Here is a 19,994-nt window from a genome sequence, read left to right as displayed (position 1 = left end):
CCGGATCTGACCCCCTGGCCTTACCTGGGCAGGCGGGCGAAGCAGGGGTTCAGTACCGGGCGGCCCAGCCGAGCTGGGTCATCGCCTGCCGCACGACGTCGAACTCCTCGGCGACCGGCACCACCTCCCCGTCCGGGTGGGCGCTCAGCCAGCCGGCGGCGGCCTGACGCGAGGCGAAGAAGCTGCCCAGGTTGCACACAGCTGGCGCACGTCGGGCACGGCCTGGTCCGGGCGCATCCGGGAGACCACGGCCCCGGCCGGGTCCAGGCTGGTGATGGCGTCGGGGGTCATCGCGACGCGGACGGGGCGGCCGGTGGCCGGGCAGGCCGACCGCGCCACGCCTGCGCGGCCGAGCACGGTGGGGAAGTCGAGGGTGTCGCTGGCGCAGAACCCGTAGACGGTGCGGCAGTCGAAGGTGAAGGCGTGCGGCGTAGGCTGCAGGGTGAGGCCGAAGCCGGCGATCCGGCCGTTGGCGGCCCAGACGGTGCCGGGCTGGCGGGCGAACTCCTGCTCGACCTCTTGCCTGCCCCAGCCGCCGGCAGTTGCCAGGTCGTCGATGCTGGGCTCGCCGCTCTCGGCCAACACGCCCCACAGCCGAAAGACGATGTCCGGGCGGGTGAACTGGCGGCGAATCAAGGCGGCCAGGCGCTGCGCGTCGTGTGCGGTTGTCGTGGTCATGAGTCCAACCTCCTGATGCTGAAATACGGTGGTATTGCGGACGCGGACGTGGCCTACCTGTGTGCTCGCCTGCGGGAAGGCAGCGGAAGGAACTACTCGGTGGGGTCGGCCAGCAGCGGGCCGAAGATGGCCACGCCCAGCCGCAGGGCGCTGTCTTGGTCCAGAACCTGGCCGCTCACCTGCGGGTGGGCGGCGGCCCAGGCACGGGCGGCGGCCGTGCTGGTGAAGGAGTTGACATACCCGCAGTACACCTCGGCCGCCGCGGCGGCAGCACCAGCCGGCGGGACGGTCGGTGGGCCAGCTGAGGGCTCGGGCGGGCAGGATTGGCAGGCGGTCTGTTGCCCGGCGAACACTACGGCGGTGTCCGGCGCCCACGCCGCTTGTCCGGCGGCGGTGACACCGACGGTGATCGGCTCGCCGCCATGCGGGTCGCGCGAGATGATGGTCACGTCACGGCCGAGCATGGCGCCCATGCCGAGCGCGTCGATCGCGCACATTGCGAACACCTCCACCCCGCCGCCAACAATGCCGTCAAAGCCGTCGACGCCGCCCCCGGTGCACACCCGGTGCACACCCGGTGCGCCGTGGGCACGGCGGAGAAGGGGTAGGCGGCACGGACCTGCCCGTCGGCGTCCAGGCGCACGAAGCCGGCCTCGTGCAGTTCGGCCAGCACCTGCTCGGCCGACACGCCGTACTGGGCCTCCGCTCGCGCCAGCTCGGCCGCCTCCGGGGCCCGGCCGCGCTCGGCGAAGGCACGCAGCACCTGCTAGTGCACCGCGCGTAGCCCGCCTTCGACCGGGGCCAGGCGTCCGACTTCGGCGCGGGTCAGCGGGTCCGGCCACACCGGCGCGGCCTCCCATCTGGCCAGCCCACCCGGCGCTGCCATGCGCCCTGCCGTAGCCCCGGCGGTCTCCCCCGTGGTGCGTCCGGCGGCGAGCTGCAGTGCCGGACCCAGCACCTGCTGTAGCGCCGCCACCGAGGGCGCCCCTTGCGCGCGGCCGCGCTCATCGCGGTACATGCGGCAGGCCAGCCCGGCCGGGGTCGAGGGGGCGGCGAACGGATCGGTGCCCTCAATCAGCAGGGTGGGCGAGCCGCGCATCTGCCAGCGCGCCGCCTGCTCGGCGTCGGTGACCACCTGACGTGAGATCGACACCCGCACGCCAGCGGCTCGCACCACGGAGCCGGCCCGCAGCACGGCCTGTAGTTCGGCCAGGACGCGGGCGAGGCGTTCCTCCAGCACCGGCGCGTTCGGGCAATCGGGCACCGTCACCACCGTCAGCTCAAGCACCCGGTCCCTGTCTTGGGGTTCCATGTCGTGATCTCCCTCATGCCCGCTCGGCCGTCCTCGGGGCTTCGTCGTATCGACGGTAAAGATTCCAGTGCACTGGAAGGTCAAGGCCGTAGTCTGGGGACATGCGCATCGGGGATCTCGCCGCGGGGGCCGGCGTCACCGCCAAGACCATTCGCTTCTACGAACAGGCCGGGCTACTGCCCGATCCGCCCCGCACCTCCGCCGGCTACCGCGACTACCCGCCCGCCGCCCGCGAGCGGCTCGCCTTCATCCGCGACGCCCAAACGGCCGGGCTCACCCTGGCCGAGATCCGCGGCGTGCTGGCCATCCGCGACGCCGGGCAGCCGCCCTGCCGGCACGTCAGCACGCTGATCGAGACCCACCTGGAGCAGGTCGAGCAACGCATCGCCGAGCTGCTGGCCACCCGCACCGCGCTGCAGGGCCTGCACCAGCGGGCCCGAGACGTCGATCCCGCCGAGTGCGGGCCTGAGGGGATCTGCCGCATCCTGACCACTCCCGCCTGAGCTCTCGGCCCCACAGGTGCACCATGGCAGGATCGAAGGCGTGCAGGAACAGCACTACACCACCGACAGCCGCCCAGGTGGGCGCGGACGCCTGTTCGTCCCCGTGCCGTTCGACCCAGACACCGTCTGGGCGCCCAAGCCGGTCCATCACGTGACCGGCACGCTGAACGGGATGGGCATCCGCGCGACGATCACCGAACACCAGGGGCAACGCGGGTTCCTGCTCGGCCCAGCCTGGCTACGCTGCGGCCTGGAACCGAGTACGCGGGTGAGCGTGGTGCTCGCCCCGGAAGGCCCGCAGCGGGCCGACCTCGCCGAGGACCTCGCCGCGGCGCTGGAGGCCAGCCCGGCGGCGGGTGCCTTCTTCGACGCGCTCGCCCAGTTCTACCGGCGGGCCTATCTGCGCTGGATCGATGCCACCAAGGGCCGGCCCGAGGTGCGGGCGCAGCGGATCGCCAAGGTGGTCGGCCTGCTGGAGGCGGGAATCAAGCAGCGCCCGGGAACCTGAGTCTCCATGACGGGGTGGCCGATGACACCCTCACGTTCATTCACCGGCGCGTCCTGAAACCTCACAGCCGCGTTCAGTCGTCCCATTCGGGCTCGTCCGGGTTGCGCAGCTCCCGCACGCCGGCAGGGCCGAGATCGGGCAGCGCGAAGGTGTAGTGCCGATCACGTTGATGTGCCGGCGGCCGAACGGCGACAAGCGGGCGACATCCTCCTCCGCGAACAGGTAGCCCGCCTCCCGCAGAGCGCTCAGAGCCTTGTCGCTGTAGAAGGTGTTCCACAGCGTGACGCAATTGAGCACCAGGCCCAGCGCGCCGAACTGGTCCTCCATGCCCTTGTAGTAGCGCTGGTAGACCTCGCCCTTGCGGCCGTGAAAGATCTTCCCGGCCAGGGCGCGGCGGGATTCCTGTAGGTTACGGATGCCCTTGATGTCACGCCGATATGGCTCCTCCACCGCGTAGGTGAGGATGGTCGGGTCGGACCGGGGAGCGGTGTCAACCTCGCGGCTGGTCCGTTTCCCCGGCCCGCCCGCCGCACCCGACGTGCCAATCTCTCGGAATCGGGCGCTCCACGTGCCTTTCTCGCTGGTCAGCCACCGCTTCCAATGGCTGTCGGCCTCGGAGTCCATGGAGTCGGGATGATGCTCCCGCGATAGCGGTAGCGGGTCACTTTGACGCTGGATGCGCCGGTGAACTCGACACCGTGATGGGCGATTATCCTGGTTCCCGGTCGACAGAACCGGCGGCGCAGTTCGCTCCAACTGAGCCGAGAGTGCTTGTGGTGGATCCACTTGGCGATGCGATGCCAAGCATGGTCGTCCACCGCGTGGAACACCTGTTTCGCCACCCCGTACCTGAAGTAGTTCGCCCAGCCCTGCATCATCCTGTTCAGGCTGATCAGCAGCTTGTCCAGATCCAGATGCAGGGTGGACCTGTTCAGCTTCGTCTTCACCTTGTCCTTGATCGACTGGATCGCCTTCTTGGACGGTTAGGTGTAGACGAAGTACTTCTGCGTTCCTCTTTTCCGCTGCCTGCGGATGGTGAATCCAAGGAAATCGAAGCCATCGTCCACCTGGCCTACCTCCACATCGCCTTCGCCGACCCCGACCAACCCGTCTACCAGGATATTCGCAAGCACTGGCCCGGCACGCTCATCGCCAACCCGATCCTGCCCGCCGATCAGATCCCCGCCGACGGAGGCAAACAGGAGGCCGAGCGGCTCCTGTCCGCCGGAGCCGACCTCATCGCCCTCGGCCGTCCTTCCCTGGCCAACCCCGACCTGGTTGAACGCCTGCGCACCAGCTCCCCCGTCAACCCGGTCCGCGACCAGTACCTGATGTACGTCAGCACCGAAACCGGCTACACCGACTACCCCACCCTGCCCCCTCTCGGCCAGGAGACCGGCACCCCGACACCGACCACCGCCTGAACCGGAACCCGAGCACCCGGAACCCCGCTTCAGAGGAATGTCGATGTGTCTTTGCGTCGAGCCGAGCTCTGTTCCCGTCGTCACCCCCGCGGCCAGTCGGTCGCAGACACAGCGCTGTTGGTCTGCACCGCGGCTGCGGAAGGGTTCGCTCAGGAGATGCCGAGCACGTCGGACTCGAATCCCGTCTGTGTGCGTCAACAGATGCCGTGGTGTGGCCGGGCGTCTTGGCCGGCGACGCGGCGACAGACTCGGTGCGGGCCGCCTCCACCGGCACGAGCCACGCCACCGTCCGCGGCACCAACTCATCGACCGCGCCGCCAGATCTGGGCTCGCAACATCATCGCCGCCCCGGTCCGTGATGACCAGATCCGTACGGGCGTTCACCACGCCCGGCGGTGGGAGCAGGGACGCCGGCGGCAGGAACATGGGCGCGGCGCTCGTTCGAGACATTCACGACGTGCCCGCCCGGTACACGGCTGTGCGGAGTTTCTGGTTTGACAGCCCCTCTCCTGGTTGTGCGTTCAGTTCTGGAGGTGGACGACGTACTTGCCTTCGCCGCGGCCTTCGGCGAGCAGCTGGTGGACCGCGGGTACGTCCGCGAGTGAGCCGACCTCCGTGATCAGGAGGTCTAGCCGCCCGTTGGCGAGCAAGTCGAGGACGCGGCTCAGGCCGGCGGAGACCCGGTGGGGGGCGGTGGCCCACAGGCGCCTGATGCTGAACCCGCCGATGGAGAGGTTGCCGCCGATCAGCCGCCCGGCCGGGGGGAGCGGCGCCTGCCCGTCGCCGCTGGCGTTGCCGAACAGCACGATCCGCCCGCCGGGTGCGGTGACCGCCAGATCGGGTTCGAGCAGGGCGGTGCCGAGCGGGTCGAGCACGATGTCCACTCCTGCGCCGTCGGTGGCCGCCAGTATGGCCTCGGCCAGGTCCTCCCCGCGTGCGAAGGCTGCCTTGTATCCGCTCGTGAGCGCCGAGTCGACCTTGTTGGGATGGCCCACGGTGCCGATGAGCGACCCTCCGCCGAGCAGCGGTACCAACTGGGCGATGGCGTTGCCCATGCCGCCGCTGGCCGAATGCACCAGCACCGTCTTGCCCGGCCGGAAGCCGGCGGCGTCTTCGAGAAGGAGCAGCGCGGCCGTGAGCATGAGAGGGGCAGCCGCCGCGATGAGTGAGGTGACCTGGTCTGGCACCGGCACGGCGTGCCCGGCCCGCACCAGTGCCACGTCGGCGAGACCACCGCCCCCGGTGAACGCGGCCACTCTCTGTCCGACGGCTAGCTCCGTCACGTCGCGGCCGATCTCCCGGACCGTCCCGGACACTTCCAGGCCCGGCGCATACGGCCAGGCGTCGGCATAGCCTGTATCGCCGCGACGAGCCATTACGTCGAGGAAGTTGATCCCGGCGTACGCCACATCGATGGTCACCTCGCCGGGCCCCGGCCGTGGCTCCTCCATCCTACGGATCTCCGTGCGGTCCACTCCCGGGGACGGCTCGGTCATGATCAGCTTTTCCATGTGCACTCCTTCGATGTTCGTAGTACGTCGAAAATAGTACATCGGTTATGATGGCGATAGAGGGAGGAGGTATTGGATGCCGAGATCGAAGGGTCGTTGGGCGGCGCTCGTCCATCCGGAGTCAAACGAGTTCGATGTGCTGGACATCCTGCACGCGCTGTCCGACCCCACCCGGATGACGATCGTGCGGACGCTACGCGCGTCACCGGAACGTGCCTGCGGCACTTTCCCCGTGGACGTCGCCCCCTCCACGCTTACCCACCACTTCCGGGTTCTGCGCGAGTCCGGAGTCATCCGCCAGCGAGAAGACGGCACCCGCCGGTGGACCGCGCTCCGCGACGAAGATCTTGAAAGGCGCTTCCCCGGCCTCCTGGACAAGATCGTGACCGCCTACGAGGACGGGCTTACCCGCCTCGATGACGGTGCCCGGGAGCGGTGAAACACTCTCTCCTGTCGGGAAGCCGAGGCAGCCGCCCGGGCTGAGTTCGCGTTAGTCGTGCTCGATCCGCCAGCGGATCTTCGCCAGGCGGACCAGTTCCCGCAGCCGGATGTCTGATGGAAGGGTGGACAGCCAGTAGTCGGTGGGCTCCGGCTCGCCGGGTGGCCATTCGGCCAGGAGCCAGCATTCGGGCAGATGCCCGTCGCTGTCTCGGGCGATGTCGCGGTTGGCGGGCCGCACGCGCAGGACGATGAAGCGTGAGCGCATCGTGGCGGTCGGGTTGCCTTTGCTCTTCTTGGTGCCCTGCCGCCAGCTCGCCCGGCGCAGACTGCTTCGTCCGGCGGCCAGGGCCAACTCGCGCAGGCTGGAGGGTGCGCTGCGGTACTTGGCCACCGGACGACGGCCGTTACCGGAGTAGGGCACCGTCTCAGGGACGACATCGGCGGGATACGCGCTGGTGGTGCCCTTGAGGGCGACCACGTACGGCAGGCCGCGCAGGGTCAGGCCGAGTCGTAGTGCGGTCACATCGCCGTAGCCGGCATCGGTGACCACCAGTGGCGGGACATGCCCCCAGGCCGGCAGCTCATCCAGCATGTCCAGCGCCTGCTGCCACTTGGGACGGTGCCGCTGATCGTCAGGGATGCCGCAGCGCCGCCGCCGCTGGGCGATCGCTTCTGCATCGGCTTTGTCTTCGGCCAGCGCGTCGTCCCATCGCTCAGGCAGGAACAGCCGCCAGTCCAGCGCCGCCGAGCAGGTGTCGGTGACCGCGTGCACGCTGACCGCGATCTGACAGTTGGTCACCTTTCCCGCGGTCCCGGTGTACTGCCGGGCCACCCCGGGCGAGGCATCGCCGTCCTTGAGGTGCCCGGTGTCGTCCAACACCCACGCCTGCGGCGCCACCACACTGACCGCACGCTGTGCCAGACGCCGTCGCACCGCCACATGATCCCAGGTGGAGGAGGTGATGAACTGCTGCAGCCGCTGGTGATCCACCCCCAGCCGCTCAGCCATTGGCACCATCGACTTGCGCCGCCCATCCAGCATCAGCCCACGCAGGTAAAGCCCGCCGTTGGATCGCTGCTCCCGACGCGAGAAAGAGGTGAACACCTCACCCGCGAAGTCCTCAAGACGGCCTCGAACGTCAGCCAGCTCAGCCGGAGTCACACAAAGATCATCCCACACCAAATCCCAAACTAACAAAGCACTACTAGCCCATTTCGATCAGCTCGCGGAACGCGTCGGCGGCCTGCGGTGCAGCGGGATCATGCCCCCTGGCGCGCTGCACCCGAGGGTGCTGGCATCGACGATGCCGTAGCCGAACTCGCCGCTCGCCGGAACGGCGTCGCGATCAGCGTCGGTCCGGCCGCAGCTACTTCGTCACCGAACTGCCCCGCGCCTGTCTGCGGCTGACATTCGCCGCTACCAATGACCTGCCGAGCTGTCCGAAGGCGCGCGCCTGCTACGGCAGGGACCGTAGCAGGCCGCGGCGCATCGGGCTCAAGCTCCTTCGACGGCGCCCTCAGGCGTATCGAGTGATTCCTCGGCGCGCGCGGGTGCGGACCTCTTTAGCGTAAGAGCCAGGAGGCCACCGAGCACCGCGGCTGCCGCAGCGACGTAGCCCGCGACTTTCGTACCGTGCAAGAAATTCGATCCTGCATTCGCAATCACCAGGATGATCGCCAGGCCGACAGCTGCGCCGATCTGTAGCGAAGTGGACGCCAAGGCAGATGCGACTCCCTGCTGGCTCGCGTCAACCCCGGACGACGCGGCTACGAAAATGGCCGTGAACGCCAGACCACCACCGAACCCGTAGAGAACCACGCCCGGCAGCGCGGCCCAGTACGATCCGCCTGCGCTCATGCCCGCCACCAAGGCTCCCAGGCCGACCGCGTAGATGCCCATACCGATAGCGAGGCCGCTTCTGACGCCCGCCTTGTTGAGTATGGTCGACGCGACTTTGCCACCGGCGATCATCGCGAACACGCCCAGTGGGAGGAAGGCCAGGCCCGCCTCCAGTGCGTTGTAGTGCAACTCGTTCTGCATATAGATGGTGAAGATGAAATAGCCGGAGCTCAGGGCCGCGTGGTGCAGGAAGGCGACAGCCATAGCGGTCACCAGACTCCGGTTGCGGAGCAGTAGGACTGGTGCCAACGGGTCTTTCGCGGTGCGCTCGATGACGAAGAACGTAAGAACCAGCACCACGCCGAGCGCGATCGCACCCCAGGTACGGATCGAGTCCCAACCCATCTCGGGGCCGCTGACAAGGCCGAACACAATCAATGAGACACCGGCTGTGACCACCAGCGCGCCAGGCAGGTCAAAGCTGCCGCTCGTGGCGACCGCGGCGTCGGGTGCGATGAGTCTCGGCGCGACGATCGCGGCGACGGCCGTGATGGGAACGACGATGAAGAAGACCCACTCCCAGCCCAGGCCATGTGTGATCACACCGCCCAGCAGGGCGCCGGCGGCTAGCCCGCCACTACCCGTGGAACCCCAAACCGATAGGGCACGGTTGCGCTCTTTGCCTTGGGGGAAGCGCGTCACGATCAGCGTCAGCACGGCCGGGAAGAGAAGGGCACCGCCGATACCTTGAACGACGCGGGCCAAAACCAGTACCTCCTGGGTGGTGGCGAGGCCGCCCACCAGCGATGAGATGCCGAAGATCAGCAGCGCGGTGATGAACATGCGTCGTGCACCCAAGCGATCGGCGGCGCGACCACCCAGCAGCAGCAGACCGCCGAACGCGACCGCATACGCGCTGACCACCCACTGCAACGATTGATCAGAGAAGCCAAGCGCACGGCCTATGTCCGGCAGCGCGACATACACGTTGTTGTAGTCGATGGCGATTACGAACTGCGCCGACGACAGGAGTACAAGCCGGAGACCAGACCTGCTTGATGTGGGCTTATCGGAAGTGATCATCACTAAGAGTCTCCTCGTCATTTAAGGCTGTCCGCGCGATGGATGCGTTCGAGGCAGAGGGGGCAATCGCGGCTGCCTCGGGTGCGAGCCCCAGCACATGATAGTACACGCTGTTCACTTTGTGAATGGCGTGCACTATCATGCACTATCGTGCAGGGTAAAGTGCAACTATGGAAGGAGCGACGCCGCGACGGCGGGACCGCGTTCGGGCGGAGACAAGTTCGGAGATCAAGTCGATAGCTCTGAAGCACCTGACCGCCAACGGCGCGGACGCGGTGTCATTGCGCGGCATCGCCCGGGAGATGGGCATGACGGCCGGGGCGATCTACCGATACTTTGACACCCGGGACGACCTGATCACGGCCCTGATCGCAGACTCGTACGCGTCGCTGGCCGACGTCATGGAGGCAGCGAGCGGCAGCGCACCTGTATCCGACCCGGTACGCCGCATCCTGGCTGTGACCGAGGCCTATCGGCAATGGGCCATTACTCATCCCGAGGAGTTCCGGCTCATCTACGGCGACACGGTCGCCGGGTATCAGGCGCCGGAGGACGGCCCGATTCAGGAAGCCGAGGAACGGGCGTGCGCCGTGCTGCTGACGCTGGTGGAGATGGGCTGGCCCGTTGCCGACCATCCAGAGGCCGAGCCGTATGGCTGGCCGGACTTTGGAGTGGCCTACAGCACCAGGGTGCGGGAACTGTTTCCCGACCTGCCGCCCGCGGCAGTGGCGCTGGCGCTGCGCACATGGGGTCGAATGCACGGCCTGGTGGCGCTGGAGATCAACGGCCATCTCCGGCTGCAGATAGAGGATCCGGGGAAGCTTTTCCGCGCGGAAATGCTCGACCTAACCAGGATGCTAGGCGTCTCACCCATCAAGGTCGCGTAGCGCGATCACAGTGATATGAACCACGGTTCCGCAGCGGTTGGGCAGGGCTTTCCGACCACGCGCCACGCGGCGACCTCAGGGCGGACGCAGGAGATCACCCGCTGTCGGGCCTGAACGATTTACTCGAGACATTGACTACCAGACCGGTTTCCGTCGAGTTTCTCCTCGGTGGCCGCGCGGACCGTACTAACGCCGATACCCTGCGCGGCGCCCCTTCAAGCTCGTCTGCCTTGTCCTCTCTAACGTTTACGCCGGGTCGTCTGCCGTGCCGTCGTACAGGCCGCTTGCACGGGTTTGAATCGTTGGAAGAACAGCGGCTGCTGCTGGCGTTGGATTTCGCTGGCTCCGTGACCGAGGTGCTGCCGCAGCCGTTTCGCCTGCGGTTCGGGACCGGCGACGGCTTGCGCGAGCGTGTCCCCGACTTCCTGGCAGTGCTGCGAGATGAGCCGGGATGGCTGTTCGACGTCCGGCCCGCTCCGTTAATCCGAGACCGGGATGAGGTCGCCCGCCACACAGGGATGGCAGTAGACGCGTGTACGGCAGGAGGTTCAGCCCTTGGCATCTGACCGTATCCCTCGGCGTTTAGCGTTGGTGGTTGAACCGCAGTCGGGTGAGTCGTTCGCACCCCCTTTGGCATGCGAACTGAGAATGTGGGAGAGATAGTGCACGGCAGGGCCGCCGACCTGGCCGTACACCTTGGGAGGTAGGTGCGGCCAAGCCTGCGGCCCTGACGTCCTGTGTGAGGGGCAAGGAGGGCCGCGGTGGTGATGCTCCGCCGCGGCTACCGCTGCCTCCCCTTGTCGGCAGGTTGTGGCTACAGAACGAACACGAAGATCGACGAAGCGACTTCGGCGATGTCGGCCACGTCGTCGGCAACGCTGGTCTCGAAGTCGCGCGGGTTGTAGGCGATGCCTACTGGGCGAAGCTTGTTGCGCTTGCTCAGGGCGTCCCAGATCGCGTTGGTCTTGCCACCGGCGTCGGTCAGGCGCCAGATCCGCTTACGTCCGTCCGTGCCTTTGAACTGCTGCCGCCAGGTCCACAAGATGACGTGGTCGACGGCGGCGGGCAGCATCGTGTTGGTGGTGGTCTCTGTTCGTCGCCGCCGCCCAGGGGGATGTCGATGTACTCCTTGAGCAGGCTTGTGGCCTGGTCGGGGGTGAGCGGGTTGCGTGCCTTGGAGTGGGCTAGGGCGTGTCCCGTGGATCTTTAGTGGCGGGTTGGTGTAGATCAGTCCGGTGGAAGATCGCCTGAATCGTCATGATCTGACTGATGCCGAGTGGGAACGGCTGGCCCCTCTGCTGCCGGCCAACCCGAGGCAGGGCGGCCGGTGGGCGGATCACCGGACGGTGATCAACGGGGTCTTCTTCCGGGTCCGGACCAACATCGCCTGGCGTGACCTGCCGCTCTGCTACGGGAACTGGAAGACCGTTGATAACCGGCATCGCCGCTGGTCGATGGACGGCACCTGGGAGAAGATCCTGGACGGGCTGCGGGCCGGATGTGACGAGGCCGAAGGCGAGGACTGGACGGTGAGCGTGGACTCCACCGTGGTGCGTGCCCATCAGCATGCCGCCGGAGCCCGCCACCGGCCGCCGGCCGATTTCCCGTCAAAGGGGACGGCGTAGATCACAAACCGGCTAAGGGGCGGGAAGCACTGGGCCGTTCGCGTGGCGAGTTGAGCACGAAGGTGCACCTGGCCGCCGACCGGCGTTGCCGTCCGATCGCCCGGATCATCAGCCCCGGCCAGCATGGCGACAGCCCGTACTTCCGGCGCGTGCTGGAGGGTGTGCGCATCCCACGCCGCGGGCTGGGCCGCCCGCGTAAGCGGCCCGGGCGTGTGCTGGCCGACAAGGCCTACTCCTCTCGCGCCAACCGTGCCTACCTGCGCCGACGCGGCATCAAGGCGGTCATCCCGATCAAGAAGGATCAGCAGGCCAACCGCCTCAAGCGAGGCAGTAGGGGTGGGCGACCGCCCGGGTTCGACGCCGAGCGGTACAAGGAGCGCAACACCGCCGAGCGGTGCATCAATAAGATGAAGGGCTACCGTGCAGTGGCCCTTCGCACCGACAAGCGTGAGCGTATCTACCAGGGCACCGTCGACGTCGTCTCGATCAGGATCTGGCTCCGCGACCCGGTCCAATGATCCACGGGACACTCCCTCTAGGGCAATCTCCCGGGCGCCGATGTAGAGATCGGGATTCTTGCTCTTCCACCCTCGTCGCCGGATCGTCGTCCACACGTTGTTGATCACGGTAGAGGTCTGGATCTTGTAGCGGTCGGTGTAGTCCTTGGTGGGGATTCCGGTGGAGACGTTGATCGCGTCGATGCGGCCGTTGAGGACGTACTTCTCGACATTGGCGAGCGTGATCAGAGGGTGCTCGCGGCGCATGGCCTTCCGGCATGCCTTATTGCTGCCGCACCCAAGTTCGGGGATGACGACGTCGATGGCGATGCGTTGTCGTGAGGAAAGCAGGGGGCGCAAGATCTGCGACGTCTCGGTGACGAAGCGAACGATCTCGTCGGCGCTCGCGAAATCATCCCGCAGTCCAAGGTCGAACGCGATCTTGACGCCGGCGACTCCAGGCTTACGTGCGTACAGGGCGAGCTGTTGCGCCGCCGCGCGGAGCGTGTCGCATCCGCCTTCCGTGTCGCCCTCTTCGATGGTGCACGCTGCCTGTTCGTCTCGCCGCTCCCGCCAAGCCTTGACGAGATCGCTTTCCAGCCAGATGCGGAGGCCGTGGGTGCGGGCTTCGGTGAGTGCCTGGCCGACCGGGTCGCCGGCCGCGATGGCGGTAGCAGTGGCGGAAGCCGACGACGAGGGCGTGGTCGAGGGTGAGGTTGAGGGTGAGGTCGACGGGGTGGCCGAAGGGGTCACCGGGTTCGTGGCTGAGATGTCAGGAGCCGGGGTGAGCGATGTCGTGGGGGCAGGTGTGCTCGGCAAGGTGGCCAGATTGGTCGGAGCGACGGTCGGCGGCTGGTCGCGGGGTGTCGGGTTCGCGGGAGCGGCGGTCGCGGTGGCCGGGGGGATTGTGGTGGCCTCGTCCTTGCAGGCGAAGTGCGGATTGGCCCGGCAGATCCCGCGGGGAGGGTCGGCGGCTACGCCGTTGCTGTCGATGCAGTGATATTTGCCGTCATTGGCCTTCCAGAGGCACACGAGGGTGTTGGTCGTGGTGCAACCCTTGATCGGAGTGGTGGAGGCGTACGGTGAGGCTCGGATCGAGACAGAAGAAGTATGCGGCAGGTGAGTCGTTGGTTTCGGTGCTGGTGGCGGAGATCGTGGGGGCACCGGGTGGGTTGCTGGAGACTTGGCCGCCACGGTTTCGGTAGGCGGTGCGGGTGTCGAGGCACTGCTGGTAGGCCTGGGTACCGCGGGCGTAGCGCTGGGCGCAGGCGGCTGCATCGGCCGGGTCGACGACGATGGGGGCGGCGCTGGCCAGGCCGGTGGAGCCGATGACGGCCGCGAGGGCCGCCGAGGCGATGTTCCAGCCGAGCTTGCGGAGGCAGCGGAGGCGTTTCATGGTGTGCTGCTTCTCCTCGGGAGGGTCTTCTGATCGGATGGGTTCGGGTGCGATGCGCGCGGTGCCCGGTGCTGGGGTGCCGGGGCACGCCATGGACGCAGTGGCCGGGCCTGCGGGCGCAGGGTGCGCGGATGGTCCGCCCAGGTGGGATAGCAGTCGCCCGATGAGCCGCTGCCGTCCTCCGGCAGAACGAGGTCTTCGTCTGGGGCCGTCTTCCAGGTGACGGAGAGGGTCAGAACGCCGATGGCACGGCTGGTTCCGCTGGTGTGCACGCCGTCGCCGACGTTGCGGCCGCTCCAGGAGATGATCACTGTCTCGCTGGCGCGACGGGGTGCTCCCGAGCAGCCGGGCTCGGCGGGCGGTGCGTCGACGTGGACGGTGCCGTCCCGGGCGATGCGCACCCAGGGCCCGGCATCGGATGCCGACCAGATGCCGGTTCCGGGCGCGATGTTCACAGTGAAGGCCCCGGTGCGCGCTGCGCCAAGGTCGAGCGTCGCGGGGGGCCAGATGCGCCATGGGTGGGGCGGGTCGAGGCAACCGCGCGTCGCGAGTGGCGGGCAGCGTCGCCGGTCTGGAGGGCTCGGTCTGGTCGTCGGGGGAGCGGCTCGGTGACGCGGTGGCGTCGGGCGTCACCGCGCTGGTCATGGCGCGCCTGCTCAGGCGGTGGGTGCCAGGCGTTGGCGTGGAGCGGCGCTCGGCTGGATCGCGGGTGCGGGTGGACGTGGCCGTGGCCTGCGGGAGCGGTGTCGAGCTGCCTTCTGTCGTCTGCCGGGGCGGTGGCGGGGAGCCGGACCTGCGCGGGTCGAGCTTCGCCGGCTTAAGCTCGGCCGGCTCGGGCTGGGCGGCCGCGGTCGATGCCTGCTGAGAGCTGGGGAACGGGGCGAACAGGAGGGTCAGGGCGGTGAGGCCGCCGCTGGCACGCCCGCCCGCCGCCAGCGACCGTCGTGCGGTCGCGGAGCCGGCGGGGCGTCGTCGGGTGGGAGATTCCCGCGTAAGCGGGCGGCCGAGCGACGATGTTTGCCTTTGGTAGCGGGCGTGACCGTGCTGCGCTGCGGAGCCGGGCGGTCGGCAACCTCCGGCGGTGCCCGATGGATGGTCGTGTCCGGAGCCGCGTACGGATAGCGGCCGGGTCTTGGTGGCCGCTGCGGCTCGTCGGTGCCAGGCATGGTGTCACCCCGTCACATCGCAACATTTACTACCATCTTTACGGTGAGTCAGGATGGCAGGTTCAAATGCTCTCCGACAAACATCATGACTGAATGTCAATATTCATCCTGGCGGCATGCCTGGCCGTTGTGCCGTGAATATGGCGTGGTGCGATGACCCGAGGAGCCGTCCAGGCGCCCAGCGCGCCTGGGCCCGGAGGGCGGCAGCGGGACGGCATGCCGTGCGGACCGGCCTGGGGGCCATCGCGCCGCGTCCGTGCCGCGTGAGTCGTCGACCGGCAACGGCGGGAGCGTTGACCTCGGCGGTGTGCTGGAAGGTGCCCGGTCGGCGTGCCGGACCGGAGCGCCGTCCGAGGCCAGCACCGATCCGCGGCGGCAGGCCGCCGCCCCGGGCGGATGCGCCGCCGTCTGGGCCCGCCCCGTGGCGGTATCGCCTGGGAGCATTCTGGAGGCGGCCTGACCGGGCCGGGTCAGACCACCCGCCGCACGGCCGTCACGAGCGGAATGTAGGCCCGCCATGGGACGAGGCGGACGACCTTGCCCCTGCCGGGCGCGGAGACGACCTGGCCGTTGCCGATGATCATGGCGACGTGGCCGGGCCCGGTCGTGGTGGGCTGGGAAAAGATGAGATCGCCGGTGCGGGCTTGGTCGGTGCGGACGGGAGTTCCGACGCGGACCTGCTCTTGGGAGGTACGGGGCAGGATGACACCCGCCTGCCGGAAGGCCTGCATGGTCAAGCTGCTGCAGTCGCAGTTCTGCCGTTGGGGGTCACTGGGCTGCAAGCGCGGGTCTTCGCAGCGGCCGCCCCAGACGTAGGGCGTGCCGAGCTGCTTGAGCGCCCAGGCGATGGCGGTGCGTGCCTGTGGCGGGATGTCGCCCGGGACAGATGCTGCGGAGTCGGGGGAGGTGGGGGAGGGGCAGTTGAGCGGGATGGCGTTGGAGCTGGTGGCCAGGGTGGCGGCCAGGCGAGTGGCGAAGGTGTGCCAGCGCCGGTAGTTGGAGCCGTCGGGGAAGGCGGAGCGCTGGATGGCCTGGGCGGCCGTCCACGCAGGCAGCGCGTTCCAGCGGGGATGTCGAGCAGGCCAGGAGGGGCCGGTGGGGCGGGCCCGCCGAGGAAGGCGGCGGTCGCGGTGCGCGGCGAGCTGCACCAGCGGCAGCGCCGCCACCGTGTCCCGTACCAGGTGCCAGATTGCCACCCAAAACTCAAACGACCCAGGCAACATCCACACTCTAAAAGACAGCCCCCGCCACCCCGATTTCGCGCCGAACCTCCCGCGGCGGATGCGAGCGGCGCACGTTGGGCTGCGGCAGTCCGGCGAGTTCAGGGATGGCCTTGAGCACCCCGGCATCCCACCACCATGTCTGCTGCGTTGGGGTCGTGGCGGCTGATGGGCCACTAGTGTGCCCAGGTCATGCGCTGCCAGGCGTCCTGCCGCGGGTTTCAGCTCATCCCGAGGTCGTCCAGGAGCCGCCGCTGCGCGGCGGTAAGCCGGTCGGCTCGCTTGCGCAGGTTCTTGATCCACTGGCCCAGGCGGACACCGTCCTCCACATGATCAGGCGTCACGTCAAGGTGTCCGTGCTACTGGGGGAACCTCAGTGTGCTTGTGGGCGTCGCTGCCAATGACGACTAACCGTTTCTCCTGCAGGGATCTATCAGGTGTTCGGTCCATGCTGGCGGGCACACCTAAATCGAGCTGTTCGCAAGCACCTAGCAAGCCAAACTGGACGGCTGGGACCCCGGCGTGCCGCACATCGGGACAAGCCACCAGTGCCTGGCTGGGGCAGCAAAAGGACCAGCGAACCCGCCGGGGATGGCACCGATACAGCAGACCTTTTCTTCCGGGAACCTCGATTCCCCGGAGATCAGGTGTCCACCGGTCATCTCCAGTCTTGCCGCAGCCCACAGAGGCGACAACAGCAAGACAGCCGGAAGACAGGGCCATTCGACAGAATGACTGCCGTGTCCTCGGTGTGATCGATGCCGAATAGGGCTGCTGTGGTGGGGATGACGACCGCCCGGGCGGCTGCCGTGTCTGAGGGCTGTCGATGCCGCGGCGACCGGCTCGTACGGCGAGGTCGGAGGTGAGATGAGGGCAGGTCCTTTGGTGCACAGGGTGACATTTCCGGCTGTGCTGGCGGTGGGGGAGTTCCGGGCTTTGTGGCTGGCGGAGCTGTTTTCCCAGCTTGGCGACCAGGTGGCCAGAGTCGCGATCGCCGTCTTGGTCTACCAGCGAACCGACTCGGCAGCGTTGACGGGGCTGACATACGCGCTCACCTATCTTCCCTCTCTGGTGGGCGGGCTCACGCTCAGCTGGATCGCTGATCGCTACCCCCGCCGTGCGGTCATCTTCGTGGTCGACCTGCTGCGTGCAATACTGGTCGGGTTGATGGCGTTGCCGGGTGTGCCGCTGCCGGTGCTGGGCGTGCTGTTGGCGGCCATGACGGCGCTGAGCGGGCCGTTCAAGGCCGCGCAGCTGGCCCTGCTGGCCGATGTGCTCAAGGGCAAGCAGTACGTGCTGGGCCTGTCCATCCGGCAGATCACCATCCAGTCGGCCCAGATCGCTGGCTTTCTCGGCGGCGGCCTGCTGGCCCAGGGGCTCGCCCCCGCAACAGGGTTGATCCTCGACGCCGTGACGTTCGCGATGTCGGCCCTGCTGGTGCGGTTCGGCGTGCGGCACCGACCGGCTGCGGCAGGTGGTCGGGCAGCGCGCCGGATGCTGGCGGGCGGTTTCGGCCTGGCGGCGGTGTGGCGGGATCCGCGCCTGCGGTCGCTGACGGCTCTGAGCTGGCTGGCCGGCTTCTACATCATGCCGGAGGGGCTGGCCGCCCCGTACGCGGATGCGTTGACCGACGGCTCCGCGGTGGCGGTCGGTGTGATCATGGCAGCCGATCCGGTGGGTTGTGTGATCGGCGCCTTCATCTTCGGTCGGTACGTGCCGGAGGCGGTGCGTAGCGTGGCGGTTGGCGTGCTGGCGCTGTTGACCGGTGTGCCGTTGATGCTGTGCGCATTCCGCCCCGATATGGCCGTCTCGGCGGTGCTGTTCGGGCTGTCAGGCGCTTTTTCGATCTGCTGCCAGATGCAGGTGGGCGCGTTGTTCGTGCAGATCCTTCCCGATCATTCTCGCGCTCAGGGGATGGGAGTGCTGTCCTCTGGGCTGATCACGGTGCAGGGATTGGGCATCCTGGCGGCCGGTGTGACAGCGACGTGGTTCGGGCCGGTCCTGACCGTCGCGCTCGCCGGACTGGCCGGGATCGTGTGCGGCACCTACCCGGCGTGGGCGTGGACGACAGCCCGGCGCGGGACGGCGACGCTTCCCGGTCCGACGGAGGGGGCGGTTTCGACAACTGCCCATGGACAGCCGCACTAGCACCTGCGCACATACCAGGCCGACGCGCCGTCAAGGCCGTCGATTCACGCGACGGGTAGGCGAAGGGAGGGGAAGCCGTCATGCGGACTAAGGAGCAGTAGATAACCCCAGTATGCACAGGAGTAGCTAGGGGCCCACATCTGCCGTGTAGGCCCCTAGCGCCATTGCCGGCAAGCTCCGTTGAAAGCACACCGCAAGGACTGGTGCGAGATTCTGGACGGCCCCGGCGTCTCGGCTATCGTGCTGTGGAGGTGACTGCCTGGTTGATATGGCCGTCCCGCGCATCGCAACCCGCCATACCCACAGCACCGGCTGCACCTTGTCCTCGGCGATCGCGGCACTGCGCGTGCGTCACGGGGACTGGCTCGGTGCCGTGCGAGCGGCCAAGGAATACCTGACCGGCGCGCTGCAGGCCGCTGACACTTTGCACATCGGGGGCGGACATGGCCCCGTACATCATTTTCACGCGCTCTAGTAACACGAAAGAGACGTATGTTCTGCGACCAAGTCTGGACGCGCGCAGCCAAGCTGCTCGACGCGATCCGCAACCATCCGTTCAACGCCGCGCTCGGCAACGGCAGCCTCGACAGGAACCGTTTTGTCTTCTATCTCGTTCAGGATGGCCGATATCTGGTGGCGTACGCCAACACGCTGGCGACGGCATCGGTACGCGCTCAGGACACGGCCGAGGCCGCCTTCTTCGCCCAGGCCGCCCATACAGCGCTGACGGTCGAACGAGCCCTGCACAGCCGCTATGTCGAAGAATTCGGGTTGCAAATCGATGAGATGGCGAACATCGCCACCTCACCCACCTGTCTGGCGTACGCGTCCTTCCTTCAGGCCACTGCGCTCACCGCCCCGCTGCCCGTGATCGCCGCCGCCGCACTGCCGTGTTTCTGGGTGTATCAGGACGTCGGGACGGCATTCCTGGAGCGCACGGTGGGACGGCGTGAACATCCGTATCAGGCGTGGATCGCCGCATACTCCGATCCCGCCTTCGCCGCCTCGGTCGATCAGGCGAAGGCTATCGTCGACCGACTGGCTGCCCTCGCCGACGCCGCGACGTACGAATGCATGATGGAGGCATTCTTCCGAGCGACCGAATACGAATGGATGTTCTGGGACAGCGCATGGCGGCTCGAAACTTGGCCCACCCGCCAATGGGTGGCCTAATGTTCCTCGCCTTTAATGCTATGCAGAAATAACTCTAGCCTCGATCTTTTCTGATCTTGGCGTAGTCGGTTGAACGGTCCGGCTGAAGGTTAATTGCGTGCTGTGATCAGCACGGCGGCCCGGCGGTCGCGCTGGCTGGGCGGGGTTCCATAAGCCTGCGGGGTCCTTTCCTGATCGTGGGGTCGATTTGCGGTTGGCCAAGGCGGGGCTGGCAGGGCTTGCAGAGTGACGGCCGATGCCTTCAGCAGGCTACAGGGCCTCAACGAGCAAGGATCCCTGAATGCCTCTTGCAGGTCAGAAAGTATTGCTTAACGGGTGCCGCGAATAGAGTTACTGGTGTTTTGGGGTTGGTTCAGCCACGATCAGAGTCAGGCTGCCGCTCAGCAGATGTCCGACCCACCTTCCAAGCGGACTCGGTCTCGTCGTTTTCGAGCTGAGCGAGTGGAATGCATCATCAACTGTCGAGGAGTAGCCGATGCGCGTAGCTGCCGCACAAACCCGTCCCGTATGGCTCGACCCTGGCTCGACCACTAAGAGGATCATCAAGTGGCTGGAGGACGCCGCGAGTCAGCAGGTAGAACT

General features: G+C 67.6%; 25 protein-coding genes and 2 pseudogenes. 12 read left to right on the top strand and 15 right to left on the bottom strand.

Annotation, left to right across the window (positions count from 1 at the left end):
* Nucleotides 1–49: 49 nt before the first annotated feature.
* From merB (ACWDRB_RS62350) to ACWDRB_RS62330, 5 genes are all read right to left on the bottom strand, one after another.
* Entirely contained in the window at nucleotides 50–199 is a 150-nt protein-coding gene (gene merB, locus ACWDRB_RS62350; protein ID WP_449911381.1) for an organomercurial lyase, read from the bottom strand.
* Nucleotides 145–678, bottom strand: coding sequence for an organomercurial lyase (merB, locus tag ACWDRB_RS62345; protein WP_449911379.1), 534 nt, complete (start codon nucleotides 676–678; stop codon nucleotides 145–147). Before merB (ACWDRB_RS62345) ends, merB (ACWDRB_RS62350) begins: the two co-directional genes overlap by 55 nt.
* 92 nt (nucleotides 679–770) lie before the next feature.
* Nucleotides 771–1,175, bottom strand: a complete 405-nt coding sequence (gene merB, locus ACWDRB_RS62340) for an organomercurial lyase (protein WP_449911377.1) — start codon at nucleotides 1,173–1,175, stop codon at nucleotides 771–773.
* Complete coding sequence (locus ACWDRB_RS62335; RefSeq protein WP_449911375.1) at nucleotides 1,124–1,441, bottom strand: hypothetical protein; 318 nt, start codon at nucleotides 1,439–1,441, stop codon at nucleotides 1,124–1,126. The genes merB (ACWDRB_RS62340) and ACWDRB_RS62335 overlap by 52 nt, the downstream gene beginning before the upstream one ends.
* 3 nt (nucleotides 1,442–1,444) lie before the next feature.
* Nucleotides 1,445–1,990 carry a hypothetical protein gene (locus ACWDRB_RS62330; protein WP_449911373.1) on the bottom strand — a complete coding sequence of 182 codons (546 nt, stop codon included), beginning with the start codon at nucleotides 1,988–1,990 and terminating at the stop codon, nucleotides 1,445–1,447.
* A 101-nt stretch (nucleotides 1,991–2,091) separates the two neighbouring features.
* On the opposite strand from ACWDRB_RS62330, the gene ACWDRB_RS62325 reads away from it, so the two are divergent.
* Together ACWDRB_RS62325 and ACWDRB_RS62320 are read left to right on the top strand one after the other, a co-directional pair.
* Nucleotides 2,092–2,493, top strand: coding sequence for a heavy metal-responsive transcriptional regulator (locus ACWDRB_RS62325; RefSeq protein ID WP_449911371.1), 402 nt, complete (start codon nucleotides 2,092–2,094; stop codon nucleotides 2,491–2,493).
* A gap of 40 nt (nucleotides 2,494–2,533) precedes the next feature.
* On the top strand, nucleotides 2,534–3,001 hold the full coding sequence (locus ACWDRB_RS62320; protein ID WP_449911369.1) for a YdeI/OmpD-associated family protein: 468 nt from the start codon (nucleotides 2,534–2,536) through the stop codon (nucleotides 2,999–3,001).
* 36 nt (nucleotides 3,002–3,037) lie between these two features.
* On the opposite strand, the gene ACWDRB_RS62315 is transcribed toward ACWDRB_RS62320, so the two are convergent.
* Together ACWDRB_RS62315 and ACWDRB_RS62310 are read right to left on the bottom strand one after the other, a co-directional pair.
* A complete protein-coding gene (locus ACWDRB_RS62315) occupies nucleotides 3,038–3,625 on the bottom strand; it encodes a Tn3 family transposase (RefSeq protein WP_449911367.1) in 588 nt (195 codons plus the stop codon).
* On the bottom strand, nucleotides 3,586–3,909 hold the full coding sequence (locus tag ACWDRB_RS62310) for a group II intron maturase-specific domain-containing protein (RefSeq protein ID WP_449911438.1): 324 nt from the start codon (nucleotides 3,907–3,909) through the stop codon (nucleotides 3,586–3,588). Before ACWDRB_RS62310 ends, ACWDRB_RS62315 begins: the two co-directional genes overlap by 40 nt.
* On the opposite strand from ACWDRB_RS62310, the gene ACWDRB_RS62305 reads away from it, so the two are divergent.
* Nucleotides 3,808–4,425 (top strand): hypothetical protein, encoded by a 618-nt coding sequence (locus tag ACWDRB_RS62305; RefSeq protein WP_449911442.1) that lies wholly within the window; start codon nucleotides 3,808–3,810, stop codon nucleotides 4,423–4,425. The genes ACWDRB_RS62310 and ACWDRB_RS62305 overlap by 102 nt on opposite strands.
* 521 nt (nucleotides 4,426–4,946) lie before the next feature.
* Here ACWDRB_RS62305 and ACWDRB_RS62300 read toward each other — a convergent pair.
* Nucleotides 4,947–5,936 carry a quinone oxidoreductase family protein gene (locus tag ACWDRB_RS62300; protein ID WP_449911365.1) on the bottom strand — a complete coding sequence of 330 codons (990 nt, stop codon included), beginning with the start codon at nucleotides 5,934–5,936 and terminating at the stop codon, nucleotides 4,947–4,949.
* 76 nt (nucleotides 5,937–6,012) lie between these two features.
* Between ACWDRB_RS62300 and ACWDRB_RS62295 the strand changes: the two genes are divergently transcribed.
* The gene (locus tag ACWDRB_RS62295) at nucleotides 6,013–6,375 is read left to right on the top strand and encodes an ArsR/SmtB family transcription factor (RefSeq protein WP_449911363.1); all 363 of its coding nucleotides are present in this window, start codon (nucleotides 6,013–6,015) and stop codon (nucleotides 6,373–6,375) included.
* Between the two features lie 54 nt (nucleotides 6,376–6,429).
* On the opposite strand, the pseudogene ACWDRB_RS62290 reads toward ACWDRB_RS62295, so the two are convergent.
* Nucleotides 6,430–7,539: pseudogene (locus ACWDRB_RS62290) on the bottom strand (IS701 family transposase); the annotation flags it as partial.
* Nucleotides 7,540–7,872: 333 nt separating this feature from the next.
* Complete coding sequence (locus ACWDRB_RS62285) at nucleotides 7,873–9,300, bottom strand: MFS transporter (RefSeq protein ID WP_449911361.1); 1,428 nt, start codon at nucleotides 9,298–9,300, stop codon at nucleotides 7,873–7,875.
* Between the two features lie 170 nt (nucleotides 9,301–9,470).
* On the opposite strand from ACWDRB_RS62285, the gene ACWDRB_RS62280 reads away from it, so the two are divergent.
* Nucleotides 9,471–10,187, top strand: coding sequence for a TetR/AcrR family transcriptional regulator (locus tag ACWDRB_RS62280; protein ID WP_449911359.1), 717 nt, complete (start codon nucleotides 9,471–9,473; stop codon nucleotides 10,185–10,187).
* A gap of 302 nt (nucleotides 10,188–10,489) precedes the next feature.
* On the top strand, nucleotides 10,490–10,753 hold the full coding sequence (locus tag ACWDRB_RS62275) for a hypothetical protein (protein WP_449911358.1): 264 nt from the start codon (nucleotides 10,490–10,492) through the stop codon (nucleotides 10,751–10,753).
* 248 nt (nucleotides 10,754–11,001) lie between these two features.
* On the opposite strand, the gene ACWDRB_RS62270 is transcribed toward ACWDRB_RS62275, so the two are convergent.
* Complete coding sequence (locus ACWDRB_RS62270) at nucleotides 11,002–11,259, bottom strand: hypothetical protein (RefSeq protein ID WP_449911357.1); 258 nt, start codon at nucleotides 11,257–11,259, stop codon at nucleotides 11,002–11,004.
* 175 nt (nucleotides 11,260–11,434) lie between these two features.
* Here ACWDRB_RS62270 and ACWDRB_RS62265 point away from each other — a divergent pair.
* Together ACWDRB_RS62265 and ACWDRB_RS62260 are read left to right on the top strand one after the other, a co-directional pair.
* Nucleotides 11,435–12,330, top strand: a protein-coding gene (locus ACWDRB_RS62265; RefSeq protein ID WP_449911436.1) for an IS5 family transposase whose coding sequence is annotated in 2 segments (ribosomal slippage) — nucleotides 11,435–11,782 and nucleotides 11,785–12,330 — 894 coding nt in all. Because the reading frame shifts where the segments join, the coding sequence is not laid out codon by codon here.
* Between the two features lie 610 nt (nucleotides 12,331–12,940).
* Nucleotides 12,941–13,309: a hypothetical protein gene (locus ACWDRB_RS62260; RefSeq protein WP_449911355.1), complete on the top strand. Its 369-nt coding sequence runs from the start codon at nucleotides 12,941–12,943 to the stop codon at nucleotides 13,307–13,309.
* A gap of 9 nt (nucleotides 13,310–13,318) precedes the next feature.
* On the opposite strand, the gene ACWDRB_RS62255 is transcribed toward ACWDRB_RS62260, so the two are convergent.
* Nucleotides 13,319–13,705, bottom strand: coding sequence for a hypothetical protein (locus ACWDRB_RS62255; RefSeq protein WP_449911354.1), 387 nt, complete (start codon nucleotides 13,703–13,705; stop codon nucleotides 13,319–13,321).
* On the bottom strand, nucleotides 13,702–14,160 hold the full coding sequence (locus ACWDRB_RS62250; protein ID WP_449911351.1) for a hypothetical protein: 459 nt from the start codon (nucleotides 14,158–14,160) through the stop codon (nucleotides 13,702–13,704). The genes ACWDRB_RS62255 and ACWDRB_RS62250 overlap by 4 nt, the downstream gene beginning before the upstream one ends.
* A 95-nt stretch (nucleotides 14,161–14,255) precedes the next feature.
* Here ACWDRB_RS62250 and ACWDRB_RS62245 point away from each other — a divergent pair, with 95 nt between their 5' ends.
* Entirely contained in the window at nucleotides 14,256–14,570 is a 315-nt protein-coding gene (locus ACWDRB_RS62245) for a hypothetical protein (RefSeq protein ID WP_449911349.1), read from the top strand.
* A 771-nt stretch (nucleotides 14,571–15,341) separates the two neighbouring features.
* On the opposite strand, the gene ACWDRB_RS62240 is transcribed toward ACWDRB_RS62245, so the two are convergent.
* Nucleotides 15,342–16,067, bottom strand: a complete 726-nt coding sequence (locus tag ACWDRB_RS62240; RefSeq protein ID WP_449911347.1) for a C40 family peptidase — start codon at nucleotides 16,065–16,067, stop codon at nucleotides 15,342–15,344.
* A 245-nt stretch (nucleotides 16,068–16,312) separates the two neighbouring features.
* Nucleotides 16,313–16,438 (bottom strand): annotated as a pseudogene (locus ACWDRB_RS62235) (helicase associated domain-containing protein); the annotation flags it as partial.
* A 562-nt stretch (nucleotides 16,439–17,000) separates the two neighbouring features.
* Between ACWDRB_RS62235 and ACWDRB_RS62230 the strand changes: the two are divergent.
* The 3 genes from ACWDRB_RS62230 (at nucleotide 17,001) to ACWDRB_RS62220 (ending at nucleotide 19,412) form a co-directional block, all read left to right on the top strand.
* Nucleotides 17,001–18,239, top strand: coding sequence for an MFS transporter (locus ACWDRB_RS62230; protein WP_449911345.1), 1,239 nt, complete (start codon nucleotides 17,001–17,003; stop codon nucleotides 18,237–18,239).
* Nucleotides 18,240–18,507: 268 nt separating this feature from the next.
* Entirely contained in the window at nucleotides 18,508–18,714 is a 207-nt protein-coding gene (locus ACWDRB_RS62225) for a bifunctional hydroxymethylpyrimidine kinase/phosphomethylpyrimidine kinase (protein WP_449911343.1), read from the top strand.
* Nucleotides 18,715–18,731: 17 nt separating this feature from the next.
* The gene (locus ACWDRB_RS62220; RefSeq protein ID WP_449911341.1) at nucleotides 18,732–19,412 is read left to right on the top strand and encodes a TenA family protein; all 681 of its coding nucleotides are present in this window, start codon (nucleotides 18,732–18,734) and stop codon (nucleotides 19,410–19,412) included.
* Nucleotides 19,413–19,994: the final 582 nt, after the last annotated feature.

It is taken from the genome of Nonomuraea sp. NPDC003707, from assembly GCF_053587055.1.
The sequence above is the reverse complement of the archived record's forward strand: the minus strand, read 5'-3'. Positions and strand labels throughout refer to the sequence as shown.